At 50.9% G+C, this 24,269-nt stretch carries 23 protein-coding genes; 9 read left to right on the plus strand and 14 right to left on the minus strand.

All coding sequences use genetic code 11. The annotated features are described in order from the left end of the window. Positions 1-120: 120 nt before the first annotated feature. Positions 121-420: a GNAT family N-acetyltransferase gene (locus tag ACKTSG_RS09225; protein ID WP_407894077.1), complete on the plus strand. Its 300-nt coding sequence runs from the start codon at positions 121-123 to the stop codon at positions 418-420. A gap of 104 nt (positions 421-524) precedes the next feature. Here the strand turns inward: ACKTSG_RS09225 and ACKTSG_RS09230 are convergent, their stop codons facing one another. Together ACKTSG_RS09230 and ACKTSG_RS09235 are read right to left on the minus strand one after the other, a co-directional pair. Next, on the minus strand, positions 525-1,289 hold the full coding sequence (locus ACKTSG_RS09230) for an ABC transporter permease (RefSeq protein ID WP_407894079.1): 765 nt from the start codon (positions 1,287-1,289) through the stop codon (positions 525-527). Continuing rightward, positions 1,279-1,932 carry an ABC transporter ATP-binding protein gene (locus tag ACKTSG_RS09235; RefSeq protein WP_407894081.1) on the minus strand — a complete coding sequence of 218 codons (654 nt, stop codon included), beginning with the start codon at positions 1,930-1,932 and terminating at the stop codon, positions 1,279-1,281. Before ACKTSG_RS09235 ends, ACKTSG_RS09230 begins: the two co-directional genes overlap by 11 nt. 80 nt (positions 1,933-2,012) lie before the next feature. On the opposite strand from ACKTSG_RS09235, the gene ACKTSG_RS09240 reads away from it, so the two are divergent. Then, the gene (locus ACKTSG_RS09240; protein WP_407894083.1) at positions 2,013-2,843 is read left to right on the plus strand and encodes an aldo/keto reductase; all 831 of its coding nucleotides are present in this window, start codon (positions 2,013-2,015) and stop codon (positions 2,841-2,843) included. Positions 2,844-2,931: 88 nt separating this feature from the next. Here the strand turns inward: ACKTSG_RS09240 and ACKTSG_RS09245 are convergent, their stop codons facing one another. The 6 genes from ACKTSG_RS09245 to msrA form a co-directional block, all read right to left on the minus strand. Beyond that, a complete protein-coding gene (locus tag ACKTSG_RS09245; protein WP_407894085.1) occupies positions 2,932-4,725 on the minus strand; it encodes an ABC transporter ATP-binding protein in 1,794 nt (597 codons plus the stop codon). Continuing rightward, positions 4,703-6,421 carry an ABC transporter ATP-binding protein gene (locus ACKTSG_RS09250; protein ID WP_407894087.1) on the minus strand — a complete coding sequence of 573 codons (1,719 nt, stop codon included), beginning with the start codon at positions 6,419-6,421 and terminating at the stop codon, positions 4,703-4,705. Before ACKTSG_RS09250 ends, ACKTSG_RS09245 begins: the two co-directional genes overlap by 23 nt. Positions 6,422-6,574: 153 nt before the next feature. After that, on the minus strand, positions 6,575-7,666 hold the full coding sequence (locus ACKTSG_RS09255) for an NADH-dependent flavin oxidoreductase (protein WP_407894089.1): 1,092 nt from the start codon (positions 7,664-7,666) through the stop codon (positions 6,575-6,577). Next, entirely contained in the window at positions 7,666-8,337 is a 672-nt protein-coding gene (locus ACKTSG_RS09260; protein ID WP_407894091.1) for a type 1 glutamine amidotransferase domain-containing protein, read from the minus strand. Before ACKTSG_RS09260 ends, ACKTSG_RS09255 begins: the two co-directional genes overlap by 1 nt. Positions 8,338-8,528: 191 nt before the next feature. After that, positions 8,529-9,536 carry an aspartate--ammonia ligase gene (gene asnA, locus ACKTSG_RS09265; protein ID WP_407894093.1) on the minus strand — a complete coding sequence of 336 codons (1,008 nt, stop codon included), beginning with the start codon at positions 9,534-9,536 and terminating at the stop codon, positions 8,529-8,531. Positions 9,537-9,947: 411 nt separating this feature from the next. Next, positions 9,948-10,739: a peptide-methionine (S)-S-oxide reductase MsrA gene (gene msrA, locus ACKTSG_RS09270; RefSeq protein ID WP_407894095.1), complete on the minus strand. Its 792-nt coding sequence runs from the start codon at positions 10,737-10,739 to the stop codon at positions 9,948-9,950. 127 nt (positions 10,740-10,866) lie between these two features. Between msrA and ACKTSG_RS09275 the strand changes: the two genes are divergently transcribed. The 5 genes from ACKTSG_RS09275 (at position 10,867) to ACKTSG_RS09295 (ending at position 17,489) form a co-directional block, all read left to right on the plus strand. Continuing rightward, positions 10,867-12,435 carry a hypothetical protein gene (locus ACKTSG_RS09275; RefSeq protein ID WP_407894097.1) on the plus strand — a complete coding sequence of 523 codons (1,569 nt, stop codon included), beginning with the start codon at positions 10,867-10,869 and terminating at the stop codon, positions 12,433-12,435. Between the two features lie 398 nt (positions 12,436-12,833). Then, positions 12,834-14,198 carry an Nramp family divalent metal transporter gene (locus tag ACKTSG_RS09280; RefSeq protein ID WP_407894099.1) on the plus strand — a complete coding sequence of 455 codons (1,365 nt, stop codon included), beginning with the start codon at positions 12,834-12,836 and terminating at the stop codon, positions 14,196-14,198. Positions 14,199-14,293: 95 nt separating this feature from the next. Next, a complete protein-coding gene (locus tag ACKTSG_RS09285) occupies positions 14,294-15,436 on the plus strand; it encodes a GGDEF domain-containing protein (RefSeq protein ID WP_407894101.1) in 1,143 nt (380 codons plus the stop codon). 110 nt (positions 15,437-15,546) lie between these two features. Further along, positions 15,547-16,791 carry an extracellular solute-binding protein gene (locus ACKTSG_RS09290; protein ID WP_407894136.1) on the plus strand — a complete coding sequence of 415 codons (1,245 nt, stop codon included), beginning with the start codon at positions 15,547-15,549 and terminating at the stop codon, positions 16,789-16,791. 269 nt (positions 16,792-17,060) lie between these two features. Continuing rightward, a complete protein-coding gene (locus tag ACKTSG_RS09295; RefSeq protein ID WP_407894103.1) occupies positions 17,061-17,489 on the plus strand; it encodes a MarR family winged helix-turn-helix transcriptional regulator in 429 nt (142 codons plus the stop codon). Here the strand turns inward: ACKTSG_RS09295 and ACKTSG_RS09300 are convergent. Together ACKTSG_RS09300 and ACKTSG_RS09305 are read right to left on the minus strand one after the other, a co-directional pair. Further along, positions 17,479-17,775, minus strand: a complete 297-nt coding sequence (locus ACKTSG_RS09300; protein ID WP_407894105.1) for a hypothetical protein — start codon at positions 17,773-17,775, stop codon at positions 17,479-17,481. The two genes, ACKTSG_RS09295 and ACKTSG_RS09300, sit on opposite strands and share 11 nt — an antisense overlap. A 3-nt stretch (positions 17,776-17,778) precedes the next feature. Beyond that, positions 17,779-18,540, minus strand: a complete 762-nt coding sequence (locus ACKTSG_RS09305) for an alpha/beta hydrolase (RefSeq protein WP_407894107.1) — start codon at positions 18,538-18,540, stop codon at positions 17,779-17,781. 72 nt (positions 18,541-18,612) lie between these two features. On the opposite strand from ACKTSG_RS09305, the gene ACKTSG_RS09310 reads away from it, so the two are divergent. Beyond that, positions 18,613-19,485, plus strand: coding sequence for an RluA family pseudouridine synthase (locus tag ACKTSG_RS09310; protein ID WP_407894109.1), 873 nt, complete (start codon positions 18,613-18,615; stop codon positions 19,483-19,485). 20 nt (positions 19,486-19,505) lie between these two features. On the opposite strand, the gene ACKTSG_RS09315 is transcribed toward ACKTSG_RS09310, so the two are convergent. The 3 genes from ACKTSG_RS09315 to ACKTSG_RS09325 all read right to left on the minus strand — a co-directional run bounded on the left by ACKTSG_RS09315 (position 19,506) and on the right by ACKTSG_RS09325 (position 22,021). Next, positions 19,506-19,997, minus strand: a complete 492-nt coding sequence (locus ACKTSG_RS09315; RefSeq protein WP_407894111.1) for a universal stress protein — start codon at positions 19,995-19,997, stop codon at positions 19,506-19,508. Between the two features lie 54 nt (positions 19,998-20,051). Beyond that, positions 20,052-20,327 (minus strand): hypothetical protein, encoded by a 276-nt coding sequence (locus tag ACKTSG_RS09320; protein ID WP_407894113.1) that lies wholly within the window; start codon positions 20,325-20,327, stop codon positions 20,052-20,054. Positions 20,328-20,749: 422 nt separating this feature from the next. Beyond that, complete coding sequence (locus tag ACKTSG_RS09325) at positions 20,750-22,021, minus strand: replication-associated recombination protein A (protein ID WP_407894115.1); 1,272 nt, start codon at positions 22,019-22,021, stop codon at positions 20,750-20,752. A 111-nt stretch (positions 22,022-22,132) separates the two neighbouring features. Here ACKTSG_RS09325 and ACKTSG_RS09330 point away from each other — a divergent pair, with 111 nt between their 5' ends. Beyond that, entirely contained in the window at positions 22,133-23,800 is a 1,668-nt protein-coding gene (locus ACKTSG_RS09330; protein ID WP_407894117.1) for a hypothetical protein, read from the plus strand. Here the strand turns inward: ACKTSG_RS09330 and ACKTSG_RS09335 are convergent. Continuing rightward, positions 23,777-24,178 carry a helix-turn-helix domain-containing protein gene (locus ACKTSG_RS09335; protein WP_407894119.1) on the minus strand — a complete coding sequence of 134 codons (402 nt, stop codon included), beginning with the start codon at positions 24,176-24,178 and terminating at the stop codon, positions 23,777-23,779. The genes ACKTSG_RS09330 and ACKTSG_RS09335 overlap by 24 nt on opposite strands. Between the last annotated feature and the right edge of the window lie 91 nt (positions 24,179-24,269).

Genomic DNA, 24,269 nt, shown 5'->3' on the forward strand with positions numbered 1-24,269 from the left:
TAGCGTATAAGACCCGCTTGATGATTAACCATCGAGTGGGCGGTGCCGTATCTAAGCAAATTGTGGTCGTCACGCCATCAGGCGCGGCTCTCACAAGCTCCCAGCTTTAGCTGGGAGTGGTTGACGACTTCTGGTGTAGAGGTGTATCCAACCTTGTTAATCAGTTTTTTCGCAATTGATCAGCGATATCAGAAACAAGGGTGGGGACGTGCTTTGATGAACGTCTTGTTTGAGATTGCCTACGCGAGAAGAAAGATGCTAGGTGCTTACACGTTGTTGACTGTGGAGTCAGTTAACAGTGCGCTTGATTTTTATGGACTGTTTGGATTTGAAAATTATGAAAGGCCAAACAATCGAGATCATACATTTCTCGGGGTGACCATTGATGAAATCGGACAATTTTTGAACTCGCAATCATAATGCGGCAACAGCGGCAACGAAGCCGAGGAATCGACATCAACTCGCTAACAAATAGCTCCGGAGATTCGACTAGTCGAACCTTCGGAGCTATTTGTTGTTTCAAGTTAGTCGCGCAGTTGCAAGTCGCGATTGAAAAATTGCGGGTAAGCTTGATACGCGGCGATCACACTGCCTAAGCTGGTGGCGCCAAGTAACATGAACGTGACCATGATCTGATACATGATGGCTTTGGTGGGATCAACGCCGGCAAAAATCAGCCCACTCATCATGCCTGGTAAGCTGACCAAGCCCACTGTTTTGGCAGAATCGATGGTCGGCGCCATGCCGGTGCGGATCGCGGCGCGGACAATGGAAATGGCAGCTTGTTTTTGGTCGGCGCCTAACGCCAAGCGCTCCATGATCGCTTGGCGCTGATCATGAAAACCGGAATTGAGCTGGCGGTAACACAAGCCGATGGCCACCATGACGTTGCTGGCGATCATGCCGGTGATCGGCACCACTTGGCTGGGGATAAAGGCAATCGCGTGCGCCACTAACAAAAAGCCCAGCGTCAACAACGTCGCCACCGCAATGGCGATCAATGAGATCAACCCAGCATGCGGAATACCATTGGCGCGACCGCGGGCATTGACTGCAGCATTGCCGATAATGATCGCCACCATCAAGCCGGTCAGCCACAGCCGATCAACACGAATAATGTAAGTCAACACATAACCGACCACAGTGAGCTGGATGACGGCGCGAATCACGCCGATGATCAAATCGCGCTCAAGGCCGATTTTTTCTTTGAAGTTGATCGCCAAGGCAATCATCACCAACACCACAGCCAACGTTAACGCAGTCGGCGATACGATCAAATTATTTTGCATGGTCATCCTCCTGCAACCGGCCTGCCACCAAATGCATCAACTGATCGGCATGCGCGACTTCGGTTTCATCATGAGTCACTGAAATCACCGTGATGCCTTGTTGATGATAGGTTTCGATCAATTGATGGACAATGGCTTTGGTATCTGGGTCCAAACCCGTGGTCACTTCATCGAGCAACAACACTTGTGGCGGAAATAGCAAGTTGCGCGTCAACGCCACGCGCTGTTTTTCCCCGCCACTTAAGCTGGTGATTTTCGCTTCCAGCATCGCTTCTGGTAAGTCGACGTTATGCAACGCTTGATGGGCTTTGGCCGAATCAAAAGGCAGCTTGCGAATATCAAACGGAAAGGCCAAATTGTCCTTGACCGTGTCACCAAATAAACTAGGTTGTTGGAAACAATACGACACCAGCTTGCGGTAATCGGTTTTTAAGTAGTCGCTTTGCGGTTTGCCGTTGAACAAAATCGTCCCGCTAGTTGGTGTCATCAGCGTCGCCAACACTCGCAACAGCGTGCTTTTGCCGGAACCAGATGGCCCAGTGATGGTCAAGTTGGCGCCAGCTTCAAGCGTCAAGGTGATATCCTGTAACAACGGTTTGTCATCGACAGTCAATGACACCTGACCCAATTCAAAAACGTGCATACCCGAACTCCTTTGTATTTGACAAGTAAAATTGAAGACGATAAGCTGACCATGAAAAAGGTTTTCAACAGGAGGTCTCTATGTTCAACTATCAATTGGCTGACGGCCAAACTGTGCCAGCATTGGGTTTTGGCACCTACAAACTCAATGGTATCAGCGGTGTCCGCGCGATCCAAAGCGCCATCGACACCGGGTATCGCTTGATCGACACGGCTTACAATTATGAAAACGAAGGCGCAGTCGGCGAAGCGATCCGGCGTTCGTCTGTGGCTCGCGATGACTTGACCATCGTGTCTAAGCTGCCAGGGCGCTATTATCACTATCAAGATGCCATCGACCACTTACAAGAAAGCTTGTTTCGCAGCGGGTTGGATCATTTTGATCTGTATTTGTTGCACTGGCCCAATCCCATGCGCGACGAGTATGTCGAAGCGTGGCAGGCGCTGATCGCGGCGCAAAAATTCGGCTTGGTGCAAAGCATTGGGGTGTGCAACTTTTTGCCAGAACACTTGGATCGTTTGAAACAAGAAACCGGCGTGATGCCAGTGCTCAACCAAATCGAGTTGCATCCGTACTTCAATCAAGCCGCCCAACGCGACGCTGACGCCAAGCGCGGGGTGTTGACTGCCGCATGGAGTCCGTTAGGCCGTGCCAATGCGGTGTTGCAAGAGCCGAGTTTGCAAGCGATCGCCAAAGCGCATGGCAAAACCGTCAGCCAAGTGATCTTGCGCTGGGACTTGCAACTAGGCGTGATGACCATTCCCAAGTCGGCGCATTTCAGTCGCCAACGCGAGAATTTAGCCGTGTTTGATTTTGAGCTGTCTGCGGCTGAAATGGCTACCATTGCCAAATTGACCAAAGTCGATGGCCGCAACAAAGGCCAAGATCCTGCCACTTGGGAGGAACTTTAGAACCACTCTAATATACCACCGTCGCCGCATTTTGGCACCCTGACAAAAAAGCCGCGTCACTTTATCAAAAAGTGACGCGGCTTTGGCGTTATGGTTCAAATTGGGCATTGTACAACTGCGCATAAAAGCCATTTTGTGCCAGCAGGGATTCATGGGTGCCGCGTTCGATCACGCGGCCATCGTCGATCACCAAAATCAGATCCGCCGCTTGGATCGTCGACAAGCGATGAGCGATCACAAAACTGGTTTTGCCTTGCATCAACTTGCTCATGGCCGCTTGGATCAAGGCTTCGGTGTTGGAGTCGATGGCGGCAGTGGCTTCATCTAACACTAAGATCGGCGCTTGGGTGACAAACGCACGGGCGATACTGAGCAACTGGCGCTGACCGATGGATAAGGCGCTGGCGTTTTCCGAAAGGATCGTGTCATAACCATCAGGTAGTTGGGTGATAAAGGTGTGGGCGTTGGCTTCCATGGCGGCTTGCACCACTTCGTCGTCTGAAGCTTGCGGGCGGCCCATGCGAATATTCTCGCGAATGGATAAGCTGAACAAGTAAGATTCTTGTTGCACCACGGTGATCAAATGCCGCAAATCGGCGCGTTTGATGGTGGTGACATCGCGGCCATCTAGCAGCACCCGACCTTGTTGCAAAGGGTATAAATTCGTCAATAAATTCATGATCGTGGTTTTCCCAGCACCAGTGGGGCCGACTAACGCCACCACTGCCCCTGGTTTGGCGACTAAGTTGATGTCATGCAAGATCGTGCGGGTGTCATCATAAGCGAAGCTGACATGATCAAACGCGACGGCGCCATCAGTTTTGGTCACCGATACGGCATTTGGCAAGTCGACTTCCCGCGGCGCGTCGATCAATTCAAACACGCGCTGGGCGGAAACCAGTGACAGCTGCAAGGTGTTGATCAGATCTAACAAGTTATTGATCGGCCCAGTAAAATTCCGCAAATAGATCAAAAAAGTAAAGATCACGCCGACTGTGATATTGCCCACATGCCCTAGAATCGACGCCGCACCGACTGCGGTGATCAACAAATAGGCGACGTTATTGGTCATATTGTTGAACGGTCCGATCACGCTTGACAGCGCTTGGGCAATGAACGCCGCATGGGTATAGCGCGCGTTGGTTTCGTCAAAATGTTTGGTGGTAGCCTCTAAATGGTTGAATAATTGCACCACTTGTTTGCCGGAAACCGATTCCTCAATTTGCGTGTTCAAGCTACCTAATGCCACTTGTTGGGTCATGAAGGCTTTTTGGGTCAAGCGCGCCACTGCGCGAGAAAACAAATACGTGGCTAACGTTGCCAACAGCGTGATGGCAAACAAGATCGGGGATAGCCACAACATGGCCGCGCCCATACCGATGATGGCAATGATCCCAGTGAACAGTTGGACAAATGTCTGCATCAACGCAGTGTTGATATTGTCCACGTCATTGGTCAAGCGGCTCATCACGTCGCCGTTGTCATGGGTGTCAAAATAGCGCATCGGCTGGTGTTGCAAGTTTTCAAACACATCTTGGCGAATCCCCGCGCTGGTGGATTGCGCCACTGCGATCATTAAGCTGTTTTGAAAATAATTCGCTGCGCTGGCGATCACATACACCACTGCCATGATGCCGCAGACGATCAGTAAGGTTTGTAGCTGGTGATGGGTGATGTAGCGGTCGATCACGATCCCGTTGATGCGCGTGCCGATAATCGTGACCGCCGTGGTCACCACAGTCAGGAAAAACACAATGAGCAAATACTTTTTGCTGTCGGCTAAGTAACGCCACAGCCGTTTGACAGTGGTTTGCCAATCGCCGACGCTAACTTTTTCGCGATGGATATTGCGGCGTGGTCTATTCATTTGCATGCCGGCCACCTCCTAATTGCGTGTCCACCAGTTGTCGATAAAAGGCCGAATTTTGATACACGCTGTCGTGATCGCCGCGAGCGGTGATCTTGCCAGCATCTAAGACGATGATCTCATCGCAATCCATCACGTTAGTCACCCGTTGGGAAATGATCAAGGTGGTTTGTTGCTTGCGTGCCTTGGCCAATTGCCGCTTGATGTCGGCATTGGTGCTTTGATCCACGGCGCTAGTGGCATCGTCTAGTACCACAATATCTGGATCATTGGTGAAGGCGCGCGCCAAGTTCAACCGCTGCCGCTGGCCGCCTGAGAAATTCTTCCCGCGCTGTTCGACGGGGGCGTCGAATTTTTGCGGCAGGGTGTTGATAAATTCGCTGGCGTCGGCAATATCGGCGGCTTGGCTTAAAGCCTCAGGCGTGGCAAGACCGCCGAAAGCTAAGTTCGACGCAATCGAACCGGCAAATAAAATCGCATCTTGCATTGCGACTTTGACTTTGGTGTGGACATCCGCCAACGACAGCTGTTGAATATCCACGCCACCGATCGTGATCGTGCCTGAGTAGCGGTCATAACTGCGCGTCAACAAGTTGACTAACGTGGTTTTGCCTGCGCCAGTTGGGCCGACGATGCCTAAGCTGTGCCCATCTGGTACTGTAAAGGACACGTCATTTAAAATCGGCTCGCTTTGCTCAAAACCAAAACTGACATGTTCAAAGGCCACGGCGCTGCCTTGGGGCAAAGTCGCAGTCGCATTTGGCGTGCTTGGTGTTTCATCCAGCACTGCTTGCACCCGCGTGGCGCTAGTGATCGCCCGAGAAAAGGCGGTAATGATATTGGCCGTTTGGATCATCGCAGTGGTGATTTGGATCATATAGTTCACAAAAGCGATGATCTGCCCGTCTGAAATCGACCCAGCGATCGCTAAGCTACCGCCATAACTCAAGGCGATCACCACCCCTAGATTTAGCAGCAATTGGATCACTGGCGCCAAGGTGACTGTGGCCATGGCGGCAGTTTGGCTGGTGGTTTGCAGGTTTTGGTTGGCTTGTTGAAACTGGGTGAATTGATGATCTTCTAACACATAAGACTTAATGGTTTTGGCGCCTTGCAAGTTCTCGCGCATGCCGCGGTTGACCCGATCGACTGCCGCTTGCATTTGGGTATATAGCGGTAGAGAACGGCGCATCACGATCAAAATAAAAATCACCAAAATCGGCATAATGATCAATAAGATAGGCGCCAGATCTGGACACACCAACGTCGACATCACCACGCCGCCCAGCAACAACATCGGCGCGCGAACCATCCCGCGCGTCACCATCATCACCAAATTCTGCATTTGGGTGACATCGTTGGTGATCCGCGTGATCAATGTCGCTGGCTTCAAGCCTTGCGGATCGCGAGAGGCTAAAGCGATCTGTAACATTTGTGAGCGCAGCGACTGGCCCATTTTTAAGGAGGCATAACTGCCTAACATTCCGCAAGTCGCGCCACAAGTCACGCCGATCAAGGCAAACATCAACATCAATAAGGCGTGCTGTAGCACATATTGCCCGTCGCTGTGGGCCAAGCCGTTATCAATGATCTGCGACATCAAAGTCGGCTGTTGCAAGTCACATAGCACTTCGCCAAGCATGATCACCGGCGCCAAGAAAAACGCCAAGCGCGCGCGACCGTGGGTATGATGCATAATAATGGCAAACATGGTTTCACCCCATTCCAGAAAAAAAGCGTCACGAACCTAAGCCTAGTCAGGACTAAGGATCCGTAACGCATCTGATAAAGTTATAGTAGAGCAAAATTTTGAGGCTGGCAAGTTTCACGCTTGATTTTGGTCCCAAAAAGCCGACGCTAGGGCTCAGCGATACCTGGCGGCGACAAAATCATGCAACGGGGTATTCAGCGGAACGAATTTGACCGCTTCAGAAAATGGCACGCTTAACAGGGCATCATCTGCGCCAGTCGCCAGCTTCACCGCCCAAGTTGGGTCATACAACAATTGTTGGCCGATTGCCACCAGTTCCGCATCGTCTAACACCTGCGCGACATCTGCACGCGTGCGCACGCCACCGACGCCGATCAAAGGTAGTTTGCCGGCTAACTGTTCATGGATATCAGCCAGCATGGATTTTTGTTGGTGGTTGGGGTCTTTTGAAACGCGATCATACGCATTCAAGGAGAGATGCAGGTAATCCAACTTGGTGGCTTTTAATTGGTCGACTAACCACAAGGTGTCAGCAAAGCGGATCCCAGGGGTTTCAAATTCTTCTGGCGACACGCGATAACCGACGATAAATGGCCGCTTGGCGTATTGGTCAACGGCAGCAAACACGCTGGTCAACACTTCTTGAATGAAGCGATACCGGTTTTCTCGGCTACCACCATAGGTATCACTGCGGCGGTTGGAATGCGGGGAGAAGAATTGTTGCAATAAGTAAGTATTGGCGCCATGTAATTCGACGCCATCAAAACCGGCTTGGATCGCCCGGCGCGTGGCTTCGCCAAAAGCGCGGACGGTTTCGTGGATCTGCGCCACGGTCATCGCTTTGGGGACTTCGGCGTCTGGGCGCAATGCCGCCACGGCACTGGCAGAAACAGGTTGTTCACCCATCAACGTCGCGGCATGCGTCATGCGCCCAGCGTGAAAGATCTGCACGATGGCTTTGGCCCCTTGGGCTTGGATCGCTGAAGCCAAAGCATGGAGTTGCGGCAACATGTCGTCGGTAGCGATCGACAATTCGCCAGGCCAGCCTTTGCCGCGCGCTTGGACATTGGCAGCCCCAGTGATCACGGCGCCTAAGCCTTTGGCGCGAGCGGCATAATATCGGATCTCGTCTTGGGTCACCGTGCCATTATAGAAACTTTGTTGGGTCGTCATTGGCGACATCACCAAACGATTTGGCAAGCTGACCCCTGATTTGAACGTGAGTGGTTCAGAAAAGTCAGACATTAGCGCACCTCCTGTAGCCAATCCACAGCCTTTTGACCAACGGCGCGGGCGGATTGCGGATTTTGACCAGTGATCAAACGGCCGTCAGCCACCACATATTCGTGATAAGCGTCGGCTTTGGAATAGTCGGCACCAGCGGCTTTGAGCGCGTCTTCAGTTAAGAAAGGGACGGTGTTGGTGAGTTGGTTGATGGCTTCTTCTTCATTGGTAAAGCCGGTGAGCTTTTTGCCTTTGATGAAATCGCCCATCGCCAGCAAGCCGACGACGCCATGACACACGGCGGTGACTAAGCCGCCTTGGGTGTAGATCTTTTGGGCGATGTCTGCTAAGGCGTGGTTTTTAGGGAAGTCCCACAACACGCCATGGCCGCCGGCAAAATAGATCAGATCATAAAGCGTGGGGTCGACTTGCACCGGCGCCAAAGAATGGGCGAGGTATTTTTGGCGAAAACTTTGGTCGCCATAATACGTCCAATTCAAATCATCCATTTGCGTCAAAGAAGCCGGATCCAGCGGCACATAGCCACCTTCAGGGGAGACATAGTCCACGCCGATGCCATTTTGGCTCATGACATCGTGAAAATGCGTCGCTTCAGAAAACCACAAACCAGTTGCGCGGTTGGTACCGTCAAAGCGGGCGTGGTTGGTGACAACGATCAATGCTTTGGTCATGTTATCGCTCCTTATCAATTGTAAGTTACTTTCAGTATACGAGTTCGGTGAAGGCGGGTCAACGCCAGACCGATTCTGATCGCAACTGCACCCATGCCAAAATGGCATCGATAAGGGACACAAAAAGCGCGTCGAGCCGGCTTTTTGAGGCCAAGCAGCTCGACGCGCTAAACGCGTTTCTTCTATATTAATTACAGCAAGTGGATGTCATGCGCGTCGCATTCATCGATCATGGCTTGTGGCCAAACGCTGGCTTGGACTTCGCCGACATGGGCTTTGCCAAGCAACAACATGCATAAACGAGATTGGCCGATACCACCGCCGATGGAGTAAGGGAGCTCTTGCTTCATGATCTTTTGGTGGAAGGGTAAGCTCAAGCGGTCTTCAGCACCAGCAATTTTCAGTTGCTTGGCCATGGCGTCTTCGTCAACGCGGATCCCCATTGAAGAAACTTCTAATTTGCAATCAAGAGGTTCGTACCAGAAAATGATGTCGCCGTTTAATGACCAGTCATCATAGTCAGGGGCGCGGCCGTCATGACGCTTGCCGGACTTCAAAGCCCCGCCGATACCCATGACGAAGACACAGCCGAGTTCTTTGGCGATTTTATCTTCGCGTGCCATTGGGTCAAGATCTGGCCAGCGGTCTTCCAATTCTTGAGTGGTGACAAAGTGAATTTCGTCTGGTAAATGGTGCACGGCTTCTGGGTACTTGTACCAAACTTCATGTTCCATATGTTTGATCACTTTAAAGATCTGCTTCACCGTGGCTTTTAACGTTTCAACGGTGCGTTGGTCTTTGGTGATCACTTTTTCCCAGTCCCATTGGTCAACATAAATGGAGTGGAAGTTGTCGAGGTCTTCGTCTTTGCGAATGGCGTTCATGTTGGTGTACAAGCCTTCGCCTGGCTTAAAGCCAAATTCACCTAAGGCGTTGCGCTTCCACTTCGCCAAAGAATGCACGATTTCCATTTGGTGTCCTGGCATATCTTTCATGGTGAAAGACACTGGGCTTTCGACGCCGTTTAAGTTATCGTTCAACCCGGTGGCTTTGTCGACCATCATTGGGGCAGAAACCCGAGACAAGTTCAATTGCTTGCCGAATTCGTCTTGGAAGGTTTCGCGAATATAGCGGATCGCTTCTTGGGTCTTACGTGGGGACAACTTTGGATCATATCCAGATGGTGTTAATAAATGCATGAACAAAACTCCCTTGATTTATTTAAGGCAAAATAAAAAAGTCTTTTACCCCAATTATCAAGGGACGAAAGACTTTATTTCGCGGTACCACCCAAGTTGTCCGGCATACCCCGGACCACCTCATTAGCGCACGATTTCATGCGCCATCGGATGATAACGTCCCGATCAGACGACCACGTCTACTTTGCTTGCGCATTTGGGGTGGCAACTATGAGAGTGTTATTCAAACGACTGGTGTCATCTCGGGTTCTCACTAGCTCCGAGTCACTGTGCGGCCTGATCGTCTTACTTGTCTCTCGTCAGTTTTTCGCTTTGTTTTAATGTTTGTAATCATAGTCGCTAATTTCCATTTGTGCAAGTGTTTTTCCAAAAAAATTTTAAAAAGCGGCTCAAGCCCTGATTTTTAGGCGTTTACCCGAACCATTTGGCCAAGCGACCGGCCAAACGTTTGCCCCAAAGAAAGCGTTGGCGGCTGTGATGCATCGCCAATACCCGTTTAGGATGACTTAAATAAAATTGTTGATGGTAGTTTTCTGCCGGCCAAAAGGTGGTGGCTGGGCGGATCTCAGTGACGATCGGCTGCCGAAATTCTTGGCGGTTGGCCAAGGCTTGCTTTGAAGCCTGCGCTTGTTGGGCTTGCGCTGTCGAATTGGTGAAGATCACTGGCCGATACGCCGGCCCGCGATCATTGATCTGCCCTAAAGCATCAGTGGGATCGCTGAGTTGCCAGTACAGTTCAAGCAGTTGGGTGTAGCTGATCTGCTTGGGGTCATAAACCACTTGCACTGCTTCAACGTGATCGCTGTTTGGCCCGTGCACCTGAGCATAAGTGGGCTGCGGGAGGCTGCCGCCAGTATAGCCGGATTCAACTGAGACAATGCCTGGCAACGTTTCAAAAGGTTGCACCAAACACCAAAAACACCCACCGGCAAAAATCGTGTTAGGATAATGGGCTAAGGCGTTTTGGTGAGCGGCAAAATCAAACTGCGCCACTGGCTGGCCAGTCAACGTGGCATAAAAATCCGCCATATCAGGCGTTAAGTTCTCGCGCAACGCTAATGGCCGCAAGTTGGCTTCAAGCGTGGCCCAAGCGCGCCGAGGATCGCTTGCCACTTGCTGATCAGCTTGTTGCAACAGTTGGCGTTCAAAGTCAGTGATCGCAGGATTAAATAACAATTGGTGTAGCGACGCTAGGCGAGACATGGCGACCTCCTTGATCAATCAACCGCTTACAATTTAATTGTAAAGGATTGAAGTGAGGGATGCAACTAGACAGCCAGCCGGCAAACTTGTAAACTGAAACATACGTTCGTATTCAAGGAGAATCTCGATGGTCACGCTAAATTTCGCCGCCATGCACGCGCAAAACCCCAAACTCACGCATCCGCTATATACCGCCGCCACGGCGCCGCATACCACCAAACTTAGCGCTAGGCGCGCCAGTTGGGTCAAACGTGGCGAAGCCGTGTTGGCAGTGGCTGAATATTGGTATGGCGAGCAGATTCGGCAAAACTTGTGGCAAACTCTGCGGCCGCAGGTGGTAGATTCGCGCTTAGCGGCCAAGAAAATGACGTGGTTGGCGCAAGTCGTGGGGATGTGCGACGAGTTTGACCTCAGCGCGGCTTTTGCCAACAATCAACCGGTCCAGTGGCCGACGCAAGCCTTGGCGCTGACGCAAGCGCAGCGCCAAGTTGCGTTGCAACATAACTGGCCTAAAAAAGTTGCCGCTTGGGTGTTTGGCAGTGCTGATGCGCCTGAAGTTGGGCTAGATTTGTTGAAGGCTCGCGGTTTTGGGCAACCGCTGGCTGAATTGGGCCAGTTATTGAAGCTTGGCACCACCGACCAGTCGACGATTTTGCGGGCCTTGGTGTTAAGCGTGCCGCCATTTGCGCCGACACCAAAGCTTTTTCACGTGGCCGAAAAAGCCACTGTGCAAAAGCCTGCTGCCAAAACCAAAACACTTGAGCCAAAGCCGGTCGCCGTGGTGCCGCCAGTATTTTTGCATCAGGTGTTGGCGGATCTGCGCCAGGTGCAACAACATGGCGGCTCGCGGCAGCTTATTTTGCCCTTGGCGTTGAATCTGGCGTCTTTGGTGAATCGTTTGCGCCAAATCGATCGTCTCAAAGCCGTGGAATTGATCGCCACGCGCATCACGCACGGCGGGCTGCAAGCTTTGGCGCCGACGTTAGATCAAGCACTATTGATCGACCAAGCGGCAGTGACGATCTTGACGCCAAGCAAGCCGATAAATGCCGCCACACAAGCGGATCTGAGTGAACTGGCCCAAGCGGGTGCGACGCTACTGACGCCGAAACGCCGCAGTTTAGGGGCAAATATGATCAAGTTGGAATTTGAGCGAGTATCGGTGATGGTGATGGGCTCCAGCGACATTACTGCCAGTGACTATCACACGAGTTTGCAATTAGATAGTTTGTGGCTGCAACAAGGCGATTTGTTGGCCAACTGGTGGGGCGAAATGTGGCCGCATGTCATGCCTTTGATCCCTAAAACCACGACCGTTATCGGCCGCCAGTCGCTGTTGTCACATCAAGTTGATGTTTTGGCCAATTTCAAAGCGGCAGTGGCGCAACTGAAAAACCGCGATACGCATGCGCGCATGACGGCCTGGTTGGCCTATCAGCCTAAGCCGCCAGTGGCGATGACTTTAGACGGGCAAGACTACTTTGCCTTGCAGTTTCCCCAATATGATCTGATCGTTGTCGATACTTTTGTCCCCAATAACGCGCTATTTTATCAAGCGCATGGCCAGTTAAGTGAGATTGTGCAAGCCAAAAGCAAACAAGCGTTGTTAGCGCTTGGGGCCAAGCGCGCTTACCACACGGATGTGCCGATCGGGGTGCGGGTGCGGCGAATCTTGCAATCAGGTGGGATAAAATAACCAATCGCGTCTTGGCGAAAGTGGTCAAGGGGCGATTTTTTTGCGGTCTAGGCGCGGCTAGTTTTAAGCGGTTTAGCTCAAACAGCACAGGGGGTTGCTGTTTTCATTTTGACGGGTCAACCGACATGAAAACTGATCCAAGTTTCGGGCGTTGCTTAATTAGAAGGGCGATTTGCTAAGCGCCTCAATTTGAGCCTCGGTGAAGGCTTGAATGACAAGGGCGTGAAAGCCTTGTGACGGTCCGATTAAAAAACTTTGGCTATCCTAAAAAATGCTTGTATTCACAAGCTTTGGCGGTTATCATATAATTTGGAAATTGAACGGGCGCTCGACCAAGCGCCTACGCGGAAACCAACAGGTCACCGAATTTCTAACTCAATAGAAAAGAGGTTCATTCTATGAACAAGCATGTCGATATCGAACGCATTAAAGCAGAAGATGCGATGGCGGATAAGTCATTAGACGAAATCAATGGCTCCGTCGAGGTCCCGAAGAATGCGGGCTTTTTCAAAACCTTAATGGCGTATACAGGACCAGGGATCCTGATCGCCGTGGGGTATATGGATCCAGGTAACTGGATCACCTCGATTGCCGGGGGCGCGCAGTACAAGTACCGATTGCTGGCAGTCGTCTTACTATCCAGTTTGATCGCGATGCTTTTGCAAGCGATGGCGGCCAAATTAGGGATCGTCACAGGTAAAGATCTCGCGCAACTGACGCGAGAACACACCAACAAGTTCTGGGGGATCGTGTTATGGGTGGTTGCCGAACTGGCGATCATGGCCACCGATATTGCTGAAATTATCGGGTCGGCGATCGCTTTGCAACTGTTGTTTAAGATCCCATTGGTGATCGGTATCGTGATCACTGCCTTAGATGTGTTGCTGTTACTCTTGTTGATGCGTTTAGGTTTTCGCAAGATCGAAGCCGTGGTGGCAACGCTGGTGGCAGTGATCTTGCTGGTATTTGCTTATGAAGTGTTCTTAGCAAGTCCTAGCATCACCGGCATTTTAAACGGTTATGTGCCAACGAAAGCGATCTTGCAAAACCGGGGGATGTTGTATTTGACCTTAGGGATCGTTGGGGCGACGGTAATGCCGCATGATCTGTACTTAGGGAGCTCGATTTCACAAACCCGTAAAGTCGATCGCACTGATCGCCAAGAATTAGCCAAAGCGGTACGTTTTTCCACGATCGACTCTAACATTCAGTTGTTCATGGCGTTTATCGTGAACTCCTTGCTGTTGATCTTAGGGGCGGCGCTGTTTTACGGGACGCATTCCAGCTTAGGGCGCTTTGGTGAATTGTTCAACGCCTTGCAAGATTCGCAAATCGTCGGTGCCATTGCCAGTCCACTGTTATCCATGTTGTTTGCGGTGGCATTGCTGGCTTCTGGGCAATCGTCGACCATTACTGGGACACTTTCTGGGCAGATCATCATGGAAGGTTTTGTCCGCTTGAAGGTGCCGTTATGGGTTCAACGGGTGGTCACTCGGGGTTTGTCAGTCACGCCAGTGTTGATCTTCGCTTTCATTTACCATGGTAATGAAGCCAAAATCGAAGGGCTGTTGACTTTCTCACAAGTGTTCTTAAGTGTTGCGTTGCCATTTGCAGTGATCCCGCTGGTACTGTTCACGTCCAGCAAAAAGCTCATGGGCGAATTTGCTAACCACACTTGGATCAAGGTGTGTGCATGGACGGCGACGATCGTCTTGATCTTGTTAAATATTTACTTGATTTTACAAACGATCGGGATCATGTAACGTAGAAAAAGGCGATTCGCCTTTTTTTTATGCCAGAAACTTCACATTTTCAGTGGGGACTTCTGGTATGATGCTTAAAGAAAGGCGGTAGCTCATTGGGTGCAGAGTTTTCGATCACAACTTATTTGATTTGGATGTTTTCCGGCGCGCTGTATCTGATCGGGCTGGCAAGTTTTTATAGCTGGTTACACAAAGAAGCGCGCGGTTATGTGGTCGAGCGCACCAGACGCTTGCTCCTGTTTGCTTCAGGGGCGTTGTTATGTGGGTTCATGCTGGCAAAATTGATGCAAGAAACCGCGGCATTCACCCATGAAATGATGGCGATCAACTTGACTGTGTTGATCGTCACGGTGGTGTATGTGGTGTTAGATAATCATCATCTGGAGCAAGTGGGGTTCAACATTGGCGTGATCGCCGTGGGTGCTTGGTGGTTCATGCCTCAAGTCGCCTGGCCAGTGGCTGGGGTCGCAGCAGGTTTATTGTTGCTGGATTGGGGCTTCGCCGAAGCCATCAATTCGCATTGGTGGTCATATTTATTAGCAATATATTTATTGGCGGCAACGATCTTAGGACCAGATGACTGGTTGCAACATGTCAGCGGCGGCATTATTTTTGCCCAAGTGGTGCAAGTGGCCATTGAAGCCGCAGTGGTACGCGGATACTCGCAATTGATCCGCAAACAAGCAGCGCGTACCAAGCGCTTGGCCCATGAATCGCGATATGACGGGCTGACTGGGCTGCAAAATTTTCGCGCCTTCACCGACGCGTTGCAGGCGGCATATGAGCGCTTCGCCCAGTCTGGTCAACGATATGCGTTGTATACTTTGGACGTTGACCATTTCAAAGCAGTCAATGATACTTATGGGCATTTATATGGCAATCGGGTGTTAAAAGCCGTCGCCAAGCAGTTGCAACAAACGCTTCAAACAGTTGGCTTTCAAAACGCCGTGTATCGCACTGGCGGCGAAGAATTCAGCTTCGTGCTGTATGATATCCAAGAATCAGCGGTGATGGCCGAGCAGATCACGCGGGCGATCCAGCAGGCTTTGGCCCAACTAGTCTTTAAAGTTGACGGGGAGGTGTTTCACGTCACCGTGTCGATCGGCGAAGATCGGGTGTTGGCCAGTGATGAGAATTATTTAGACGCTTATGAGCGCGCAGATGAATATTTATATCAATCCAAGCAAAATGGGCGCAATGCGATCACCTTGCGTGGCCAAACGTTACCCAGACGTTAACTGACTGTCGATCATGGCAGTCTTTTTTTTTGATGACAGCAAACTTGACCCTGTATAGATACCCGTGTACAATCATCGGTAATAACAGGTAGGAGGGTATTATGGGTAAGATGAAATTAGGGTTTGGGATCGGGATCTTAGCAGCAGGCATGTTCGCACTGGGTGGGTGCGCTAGCAATGCCAGTAAGGACCAAGCTGCCAAGCCGGTGACGATTACATACTGGCATCGCATGACTGGCAGTTGGAATACCGCTCAACAAAAAATGATCAAGGACTTCAACGCGTCTCAATCCAAATATAAAGTGGTGGCGCAATCGATGGGCAGCTATGACGCCTTGCAACAAAAGATCATGGCGGCAGCCAAGTCCAAGACGTTGCCGACCATGGCGCAAGCGCCAAATACCAACATTGGCGATTACGCCCATACCGGTTTGATCACGCCGTTTAAGTTGTCGTCAAAAACGCTCGCGCAAGTTTACCCCAGCTTTTTGGCTGGTGGGCAATATCAAAAGCACCAATACGGCATGCCTTATTCAGTCTCGACGCAAGTGCTGTTTGTCAACACCGATCTGGTCAAGCAATATCACTTAAGCATCCCCAAAACTTGGGATGATGTGGCCAAAATGGGTCCAGCTTTAGCCAAAGATAAAATCGCCACGATCGCTTTGGACGCCTCTTATGATGTGGCATTAGAATCCATGGCCCATGAAGCCGGCAGTCCTTTGATCACCGCTGGTGGCAAAGCCAACTTAGCTAGCGAAAAAACCTTAGCGCAAGTTGATCGACTGTTGACGTTGCGCAAAGCTGGCATTTTATCGACGGCTGGCAGTGACGGGTATTTTTCTACCGCTTTTTTCAACAAGAAAGCGGTGTTTGGCATCGCCAGTTCCGCGTCGATCCCAGTGCTTCAACAACAAGCCCCAAAGTCCTTGCACTGGACGACCACGCAGATCCCCAGCGTCAACGGTTCGCATCAAGGCGTGTTGAATGGCAACTATAACGTGGTGTTCAAATCGGCCACAAAAGCTCAACAAGCCGGCGCAGCAGCCTTTCAGAAGTTCTTGTTGCAACCCAAACAAGCTGCTTACTGGGCAGAAAAGTCTGGCTACGTGCCAGTGACACCAGCGGCGGTGCAAAGTAGCGCCTATACCAAATTCTTGGCTGATAACGCCGGTTTCAAAGCCGCGGTGCAAGCTAGTGGTAACAGCTTTGCGTCAACGGTATTTGCCGGTTACGGGGATTATCGCAATGCGTTGTTAGATACAGTGGATGCCACTTTGACGAAGAATGTCGCCGGCGATACCGCCTTTAAAGCCTTACAAGCCAAAACTGAAAAGATCTTGGCAGCAAATTGATCAAGATCGCCATGAGCCGGACATGATCGAAAGTCACGAAATGAATACGATAATTTCCGAGATGTACGCGCGATAAAGCAACGCATTTGCGTAAAAGAGTCCTGCCAAGCAAATCCTAAGATCGGGATTTACTCGTCAGGACTCTTTTACGCTATGCTAAAATCGCTTTATCGCTCAGCCACCTCATTTTTTTGTGCCAAGAGCGACTTTGTTGCAAAGGGGCAAGCGCCGCGATAAACTAGTAATCATTGCCACTGGAGGAGGATCTCATGGAATTAGAAAACGAGCACAGCGTCGTCGAAGCGCTGTATCGCTTGAACACCTTAAATCAAGGCCACATTTTGGCGAAATTGCGTGAGTTGACCTTGACCATCCATCAAGCGCGCAGCTTGTTGTTTATTGCCAAGCACCCGCAAACCAGTCAAAAACATTTGGCAGATTATTTAGGCAAACAAGACGCCACGGTCACCAATTTGGTCAAAGTCTTGGAGAAACGCGACTTGGTGAGCCGCTTTGTGGTGCCTGGCAATGAACGCCAAAAAGCCGTGTCCTTAACTGCCAAAGGCCAAGCTTTGGTGGTTAAGATCCACGGCGTTTTCCGCGATCGTGAAGCGGCTATTGAGCAGCTGTTGTCAGCGCCTGAGCATACTGAATTGTTGCAGTTACTCCAACGCTTGACGCGCGAGCTTAACGCATGATCAACGCGTTGATGCCAGCGACATTCAAATAATACAAAAAGGCCAACAAACCGTTGCCGATAAACGAGATCACGATCAAGGCAAATGGTAAGGTGAACACATGAGACCATGTGTCAAAGTTGAAGCGACCTTTGCGCCGGCCGCGATAGCCGAACACAAAAATCAACAAGATCACAGTGAAAATGATCTGCACACCAAACCCCAAGGTAGGGGAAAAACTCCCTTGGCGTTGTAGGTACAAGCTACCAAAAGCCAGGGCGTCGATGAGTAAACTGAGAAATGGCATGGCTTAACTCCTTAATAAGTGATAGTTGAAAAAGGCGATCGTGTTTGGCATTGCCAGTTGCGTATAACCGCGCGCATGATGGTCACCAGGCATTACTTGAATGGTGACGCTTTGACCAAGCCCGGCTGCTTTGCCTTGAAAGCGCAAGGCATGCGACAGCGGCGCGAGTTCTTGTTGGCTGTTGCAGATCAAAGTCGGCGCCAGATGCTGGTCAAGATTCATTAACGGATCTGCTTTGGCGCATAATTCAGGATCCAAAGCCCCAAGATATGCTTGCAATACATATTTATAAAACGAGGCATCCACCGTGGCTTTATCACCAGTGGCCGCCACTGCCGCCCGAATCGTGGTATGTTGCGCGAGCCATGACGAGAAATCCAGCAATGGGCTCCACGCCACCGTCGGGTAATGGCCAGCAATGTTGAGGTTCAACGCCATGGTGGCGCCAGCCGATGCGCCTAACAAGCCGATCCGTTCACGATCAAAATCATAAGTTGAGGCTTTTAACCAAGCGCAAGCGTCAATGAGATCATTTTGCGCATCAGGAAAACGGTGTACTGGTGCCAAGCGGTAATTGGGGATCGCCACCAGATACCCAGCGTCAGCTAACTGCTGGCCAAGATCAGCATCTTTGTGTTTATCGCCGCGGATCCAGCCGCCGCCATGAAAGTAAAGGATCGCCGCGTGATTGGGGTGATCAGGCAGATAAAGATCTAATTTTTGCAGTGCATCGCGACCATAAGCCACATCAAGAATTTCAGACATAAGACATCCTCCAGAATAATTTAATTATACCGCGAGGCGTCACGTGAAACCAACCGTCTAAAGGAGGAGAAAATGCGCTTTACTTTTACCATCACCGCCAGCCGGGATACCACGATCCGAGTGGTTTTAGCCGACTTTGGCGTCAGCCATCGCTTATTAAAAAAGTTATTTGACGCGCATTTGGTGTGGGTCGATCAACACCCGGCACTGCACAATCGCGAGGTGAAAAAAGGGGCTTTGGTGCGCTTTGACTTGCCAGATGACGGTACCGTGGCGTTAAGCGCTCACCCCATTGAAATCGTGCAAGAGTTGGCCAACTGGCTGATCGTCAACAAACCGGCAGGCTTGGCTAGCGTGCCAGGTCCTAGCTCGCCTGATGATTCGCTGCTCAATCGCGTGGCCGGCTGGTTGCATCAACAAGGTTTCACCCATCCGCAACCGGCGATCATCACGCGCTTGGATCGCGACACCACAGGATTGGTGTTGGTCGCCAAACATCCTTTTGCCCAAGGCCGCTTAGATGCGTTAGGCGTCAACGGGCAATTAAGCAAACATTACTTGGCCGTAGTATCCGGCGTGTTGCCGCCAACTGGTCGCATCGATCGGCCGCTGGCTTTGGCGGCAGACGGTATTCATCGTGAGGTCAATGCCAGCGGCCAGTCGGCGATCACCGAATATGATGTGTTGACACAAGGGGCGCAAGCGGCGCTGGTGCGGGTCCATTTGCTCACTGGGCGGACGCATCAGATCCGCGCGCATTTCGCTGCTATCGGCCACCCGGTAGTCGGGGATGAGTTGTATGGCGGAGACTTGCGTCAGTTTGACCACCAGTTGCTCCAAGCCAGCGAACTTGAGTTTACCGATCCGTTCACAAGCCAAGCGGTGCATGCACAATTGCCGCTACCTGAAGCGTGGGAGGTAGCCATTAAAAAAGTCGGAAAATAAAATTTTCCGGCTTTTTTGGTTTATTTTGTTGGCCGCGGTTTTTTCGTCGAAGCCAAAGCAGGTTTGTTTTGCAGATCCGTGCGCACCACCAAAACGTCGCAAGTGGCATTGCGCGTAACATATTCAGTCACACTGCCGATCAACAAACGTTCAACGGCATTCAAGCCAGTGGCGCCGATCATGATCAAATCGATATTGTGTTGTTTTGGCATATCGCGGGCGATGATGGTTTTAGGGGCACCATATTCAATGGTGTAACTGACTTTCTTCAAGCCGGCATCTTTCGCCTGTTGGATATATTTTTCCATTGTTTGCTTAGCGGTTTCGGTGACTTGTTCGACCATGGCGGAGTCAAAACTGGACACGTTTTGAAACGCGCGGGTGTCGACGGTGTGCACCATGAACAATTCCCCGTCGTTACGCTTAGCAACGGCGATCGCTTTTTCAAAAGCCAATTCGGATTCGTAAGAGCCGTCGATCGCAACCAAAATGTGTTTGTATTGTTGTAACATGTCTATCACCTCTTAACTTTATTATAGAGCATTGGCGCAAAGAGTGAAAGCCGTTTACATATTGAGAAACTTTGGCAAACTCACACCGAGCAACCCGCCACCTAGCGCTCCTAAGATCAAAGCGCCGATCTGTAGCCAAGGGTTAGGCACGAAGGCTGCGACGACCGCCAGTAAGCCGGCAATGAGCAACAGCAGGGCATAATTGAATAAGGTCTTACCCAATTTTTCTGGGACTTGTTTCAAGGTCAAAAAGCCTTGTTGACGGTGCGCCAGCAAATAGCCGGCTAAAGCAAATAATACCAAAGCATAGATCAGCATGATGACAGTCATAGCGGACTCCTTTAAGTCGTTTCTAAGTGTATTGTACCTGCCGCTGCCAAGTGGGGCAACTGGATAAATGATGGCACAAAAAAACCGGCCGAAGCCGGCTAAGTCGCGAAGACTTGATGAAAGGCTAGTGGTACCGTTATCTTCCCGTTCTGTTGAAACCCGCTAATAAGCAAGTGGGTCCAAACGTCCAAGGCGTTAGCGATTCAGTGATAGAATCGCACGGCATTGGGCTCTGATGGTCCCAAGGTCTCGAAACTGTTCGGTCAACTGAATTATGGGAAGCGCGCATACCTTAGGTGACTTCCATGGTTAAATCATAGCATGAACCACGCACAGATGCAAGTGATGCCCCAGTGCAAAACAGCGAGGGGACAACGTTGGTAGCGCTGTTTTGCCTAACACTTTCAATCCTGGTTGTCAACTTATCGCCCTTGGAGCTTGCGCAGTTGCGCCAAACGCTGGGCCAAGGCTTGCTCATATTTGCCAGTGGTTTTTGGCGTGTAGTAATGCCGATTTCGCAAGGTTTCTGGCAAGTAGTCTTGTTTGACCCAATCGCCGGGAAAATCATGCGGAAACTGGTAGCCGACGCCATGACCTAACGCCGCTGCGCCTTTGTAATGGGCGTCTTTAAGGGGATCTGGGATCGCGCCTGAATGTCCGGCTTTAATGTCGGCTAAAGCGGCATCAATGGCGTTGATGGCAGTATCGGATTTTGGCGCTAAGCATAAGTCGATCACCGCATTGGCCAACGGAATACGACCTTCTGGCAGGCCTAAGCGCTCTGCGGCTTGGATCGCCGTTAAGGTCCGGTTAGCAGTTTGCGGATTGGCCAAGCCGATGTCTTCATAGGCAATCACCAGCAGCCGGCGCAAAATACTTGGCAAGTCGCCAATGGTGATCAAACGGGCCAAATAATGCAACGCGGCATCCACATCGGAGCCGCGAATACTTTTTTGAAACGCCGAGATCAAATCGTAATGCGCATCCCCGTCAGCGTCGCCGTCAATGGCGCGTTGTTGCAAACACTGATGCATGATCGCTTCCGTGATGGTGATCTGTCCGTCAACTTCAGAGGTGGACAACACTGCCAATTCCAGGGCATTTAACGCTGAGCGCAAGTCGCCATTGGTGGCATGCGTTAAAAATTCCCGGGCTTTTGGTTGTAGCGCCACTGGATACTCCCCTAAGCCCCGCGTTTTATCTGCTAACGCGCGCGTCACGGCTTGATCGATATCGGCTGGTGTCAGTGGCAACACTTGAAAGATCTGCGTGCGGCTGCGGATCGCCGGCAGAATGCTCATATAAGGATTTTCAGTGGTGGCGCCGACTAATACGATGCGGCCAGATTCCAAATGCGGCAACAAAAAGTCTTGCTTGGTTTTGTCCAAGCGGTGGATCTCGTCTAACAATAAGATCACGGTGCCAGACATTTTGGCTTCTTCAGCGACGATCTGCAAGTCTTTTTTGGTGTCAGTGGCAGCGTTCAAAGTGCGAAACGCATATTTAGTGGTGCCAGCGATCGCACTGGCGATACTGGTTTTCCCAGTACCAGGCGGTCCGTATAAGATCATGGAGCTTAAGCGCAAAGCTTGTACCATGCGCCGAATGATCTGGCCTTGGCCAACTAAGTGTTGTTGGCCGACCACTTCGTCTAAATTTTTCGGGCGCATGCGAAACGCCAGCGGTTGTTGCATGCGATCACTCCTTTGCAGATTTTTTTCCATCATAGCACAACTCAGTGAACTTGCATGTCACACCCAGCGTGTTACGATAAGATGACAATGTAAAAAAGGCGGATGAGTAGCGTGTACGACTACGGAAAAATGATCGACGAATTGAATTTGATTGGCTTGCTGCCACAAACTCAGCTAAAAATGACGGTGCAGTTAGGCGCGGCAGCTGCACACTTACCAAAATCACCTTATTGGCATCAAACTGGTGACAACTTAACGGTCACCTTGCCTTGGTCAAGCGACTTGCGGCAAACCACCCGGTTGTTGTCAGCGGTTTTTGTGACTTTAGCACGTTTGGGACAAACAACTGAATTGGGCTCAAATCCGTTCACATTGGCTTGGGTATTGCCAGAAACTTTGATCCACACAGCGTATGAAGCCATTGCCGATAGCCAAAATGCACCCAAATATCCAGAATTTCATAACGGTTGGTATTTGCGTGAAAGCTTGGCTTGGGGCAAAGTGCAACCGCAACTGCAGCAAATGTTTGGCGCGGCGCAAGGCTTTGATCTGACTTTGTTAGGCCAAGACGTTGACACCAAAGGTATCGTCGGTTTGCAAATGGCTAACGTGCCGATTTTGGCCAATACGTCTACTGGCAGCCAAACCACGAGCTTGTTGTGGCTTCAAGCGGCGCTTTGGGGCGTGTTAGGCAACACCTTGCCCAATGATCTGGCCAAATGGGGGACACCTAGAGTCTTGGACCTAGAATCCGTGCGGGTGATGCAGCGCATGCAGCCTGGGTTGCGTCGCCAGATCCAAGCGCCAGATGATGGCGTGCATTTAGCTGGCTTTCCACAATTGACGTTAGATGATCAACTGTTATTAAGTGCGGCTTTAAAATTAGGCAAAAAAATCGCCGTGTTAGACGACACGACGCCAGTACTTCAAATCGATGATCAGATCATTGCCGGTGGGGCTTTAGGCAATTCGCATTCCGCTGCGATGTTGGCCAAATCAAAGCCTGCCACCAAAGCGATCTTAGCCCAACATCATTTGCCGACGCCACCAGCTGCGATCTATACCAATTTGCCGCAAGCGCTCCATGATTTTCACACCAGCTTCGCCAACAAAGCCTTGGCCATTAAACCGACGATCGGCCGCGATGGCCAAGGGGTGCGCGTGTTCATGTTGCCGCCAACAGAAACTGAATTTCGCGACGCCGTCACTCAAGCCTTACAATTTGGCCCGGTATTGATCGAAGCGTATGCCAAAGGCGCCGCTTACCGGTTGTTCGTGCAAGATCAACAAGTGGTTGCCGCCATGGAATTGACCCCAGCGAATATTGTTGGCGATGGCCGGCGCAGTATCGCCGCATTGGTCAGCCATAAAAATCTGCGCCGGCCTTTAGGGTGGCAACCGGTGGTGTTAGACGAATTGGCGCAAGCCATGTTAGCTGCCCAAGGCGTCAGTGCCGATCAAGTGATCCCGCGGGGGCATCAAGTGTTATTGCGAGCGACGTCTAATACGCGTTTTGGTGCAGATGGCTATGATGTGACTGACGACTTGGATGCCGGCTACAAAAAAATCGCCGTGCAAGCGGCGCAAGCTTTGGGACTAGAAATCGCTGGTGTGGACTTGGTGATCGCCAATTTGTATCAAGCCTATGACCCAGAAAAGCCAGGTCTAGCAGAGATCTTAAGTGTCACGGCAACGCCAGCGATCTGGCCGCATGCCGTGGCGCAAATGGGCACCAAGCGCGACTTGGCGACCGGGCTATTGACCCGTTTGCTTGGTTGATGTTGGGCTTAAGGCCCGCGCCACGTTCAAGGTGCCAGCAAGCGATTCGCGCAGCACTTTGCGTTGCTTGCCCGTTAATTTTTGGCCAGCTAACGTCGGTTGGCTGGCATTGTCGTCTAATTCGGATAATAGATTCGCCAATTGGACATCGACATCAGCTAACGTTGGCGTTGCGCGGTGTTCAGTGCGCCCTAATAAATAATCCAGCGAAACGCTGAAATAATCGGCTAAGCGCCGTTTGGTGGCGTCATCTGGTTCGCGGACGCCTTGTTCATAGGAAGAATAAGCGGATGCGGAGATCCCTAGCGATTGCGCCAAGTCCACTTGCCGTAAGCCTTTGTGTTCAGTCCGGAGCTGTTTTAAGCGTTCTGCGTTCATATGAAAATTCACCTCATTATTGTTAGCTTACAATACAAATTGTATAGTTGAAAGAAAACCACAATTAGGGCATTTTTAAGTTGACGTTGCA

The organism is Lacticaseibacillus salsurae, from assembly GCF_045862175.1.
Lineage (GTDB): Bacteria > Bacillota > Bacilli > Lactobacillales > Lactobacillaceae > Lacticaseibacillus > Lacticaseibacillus salsurae.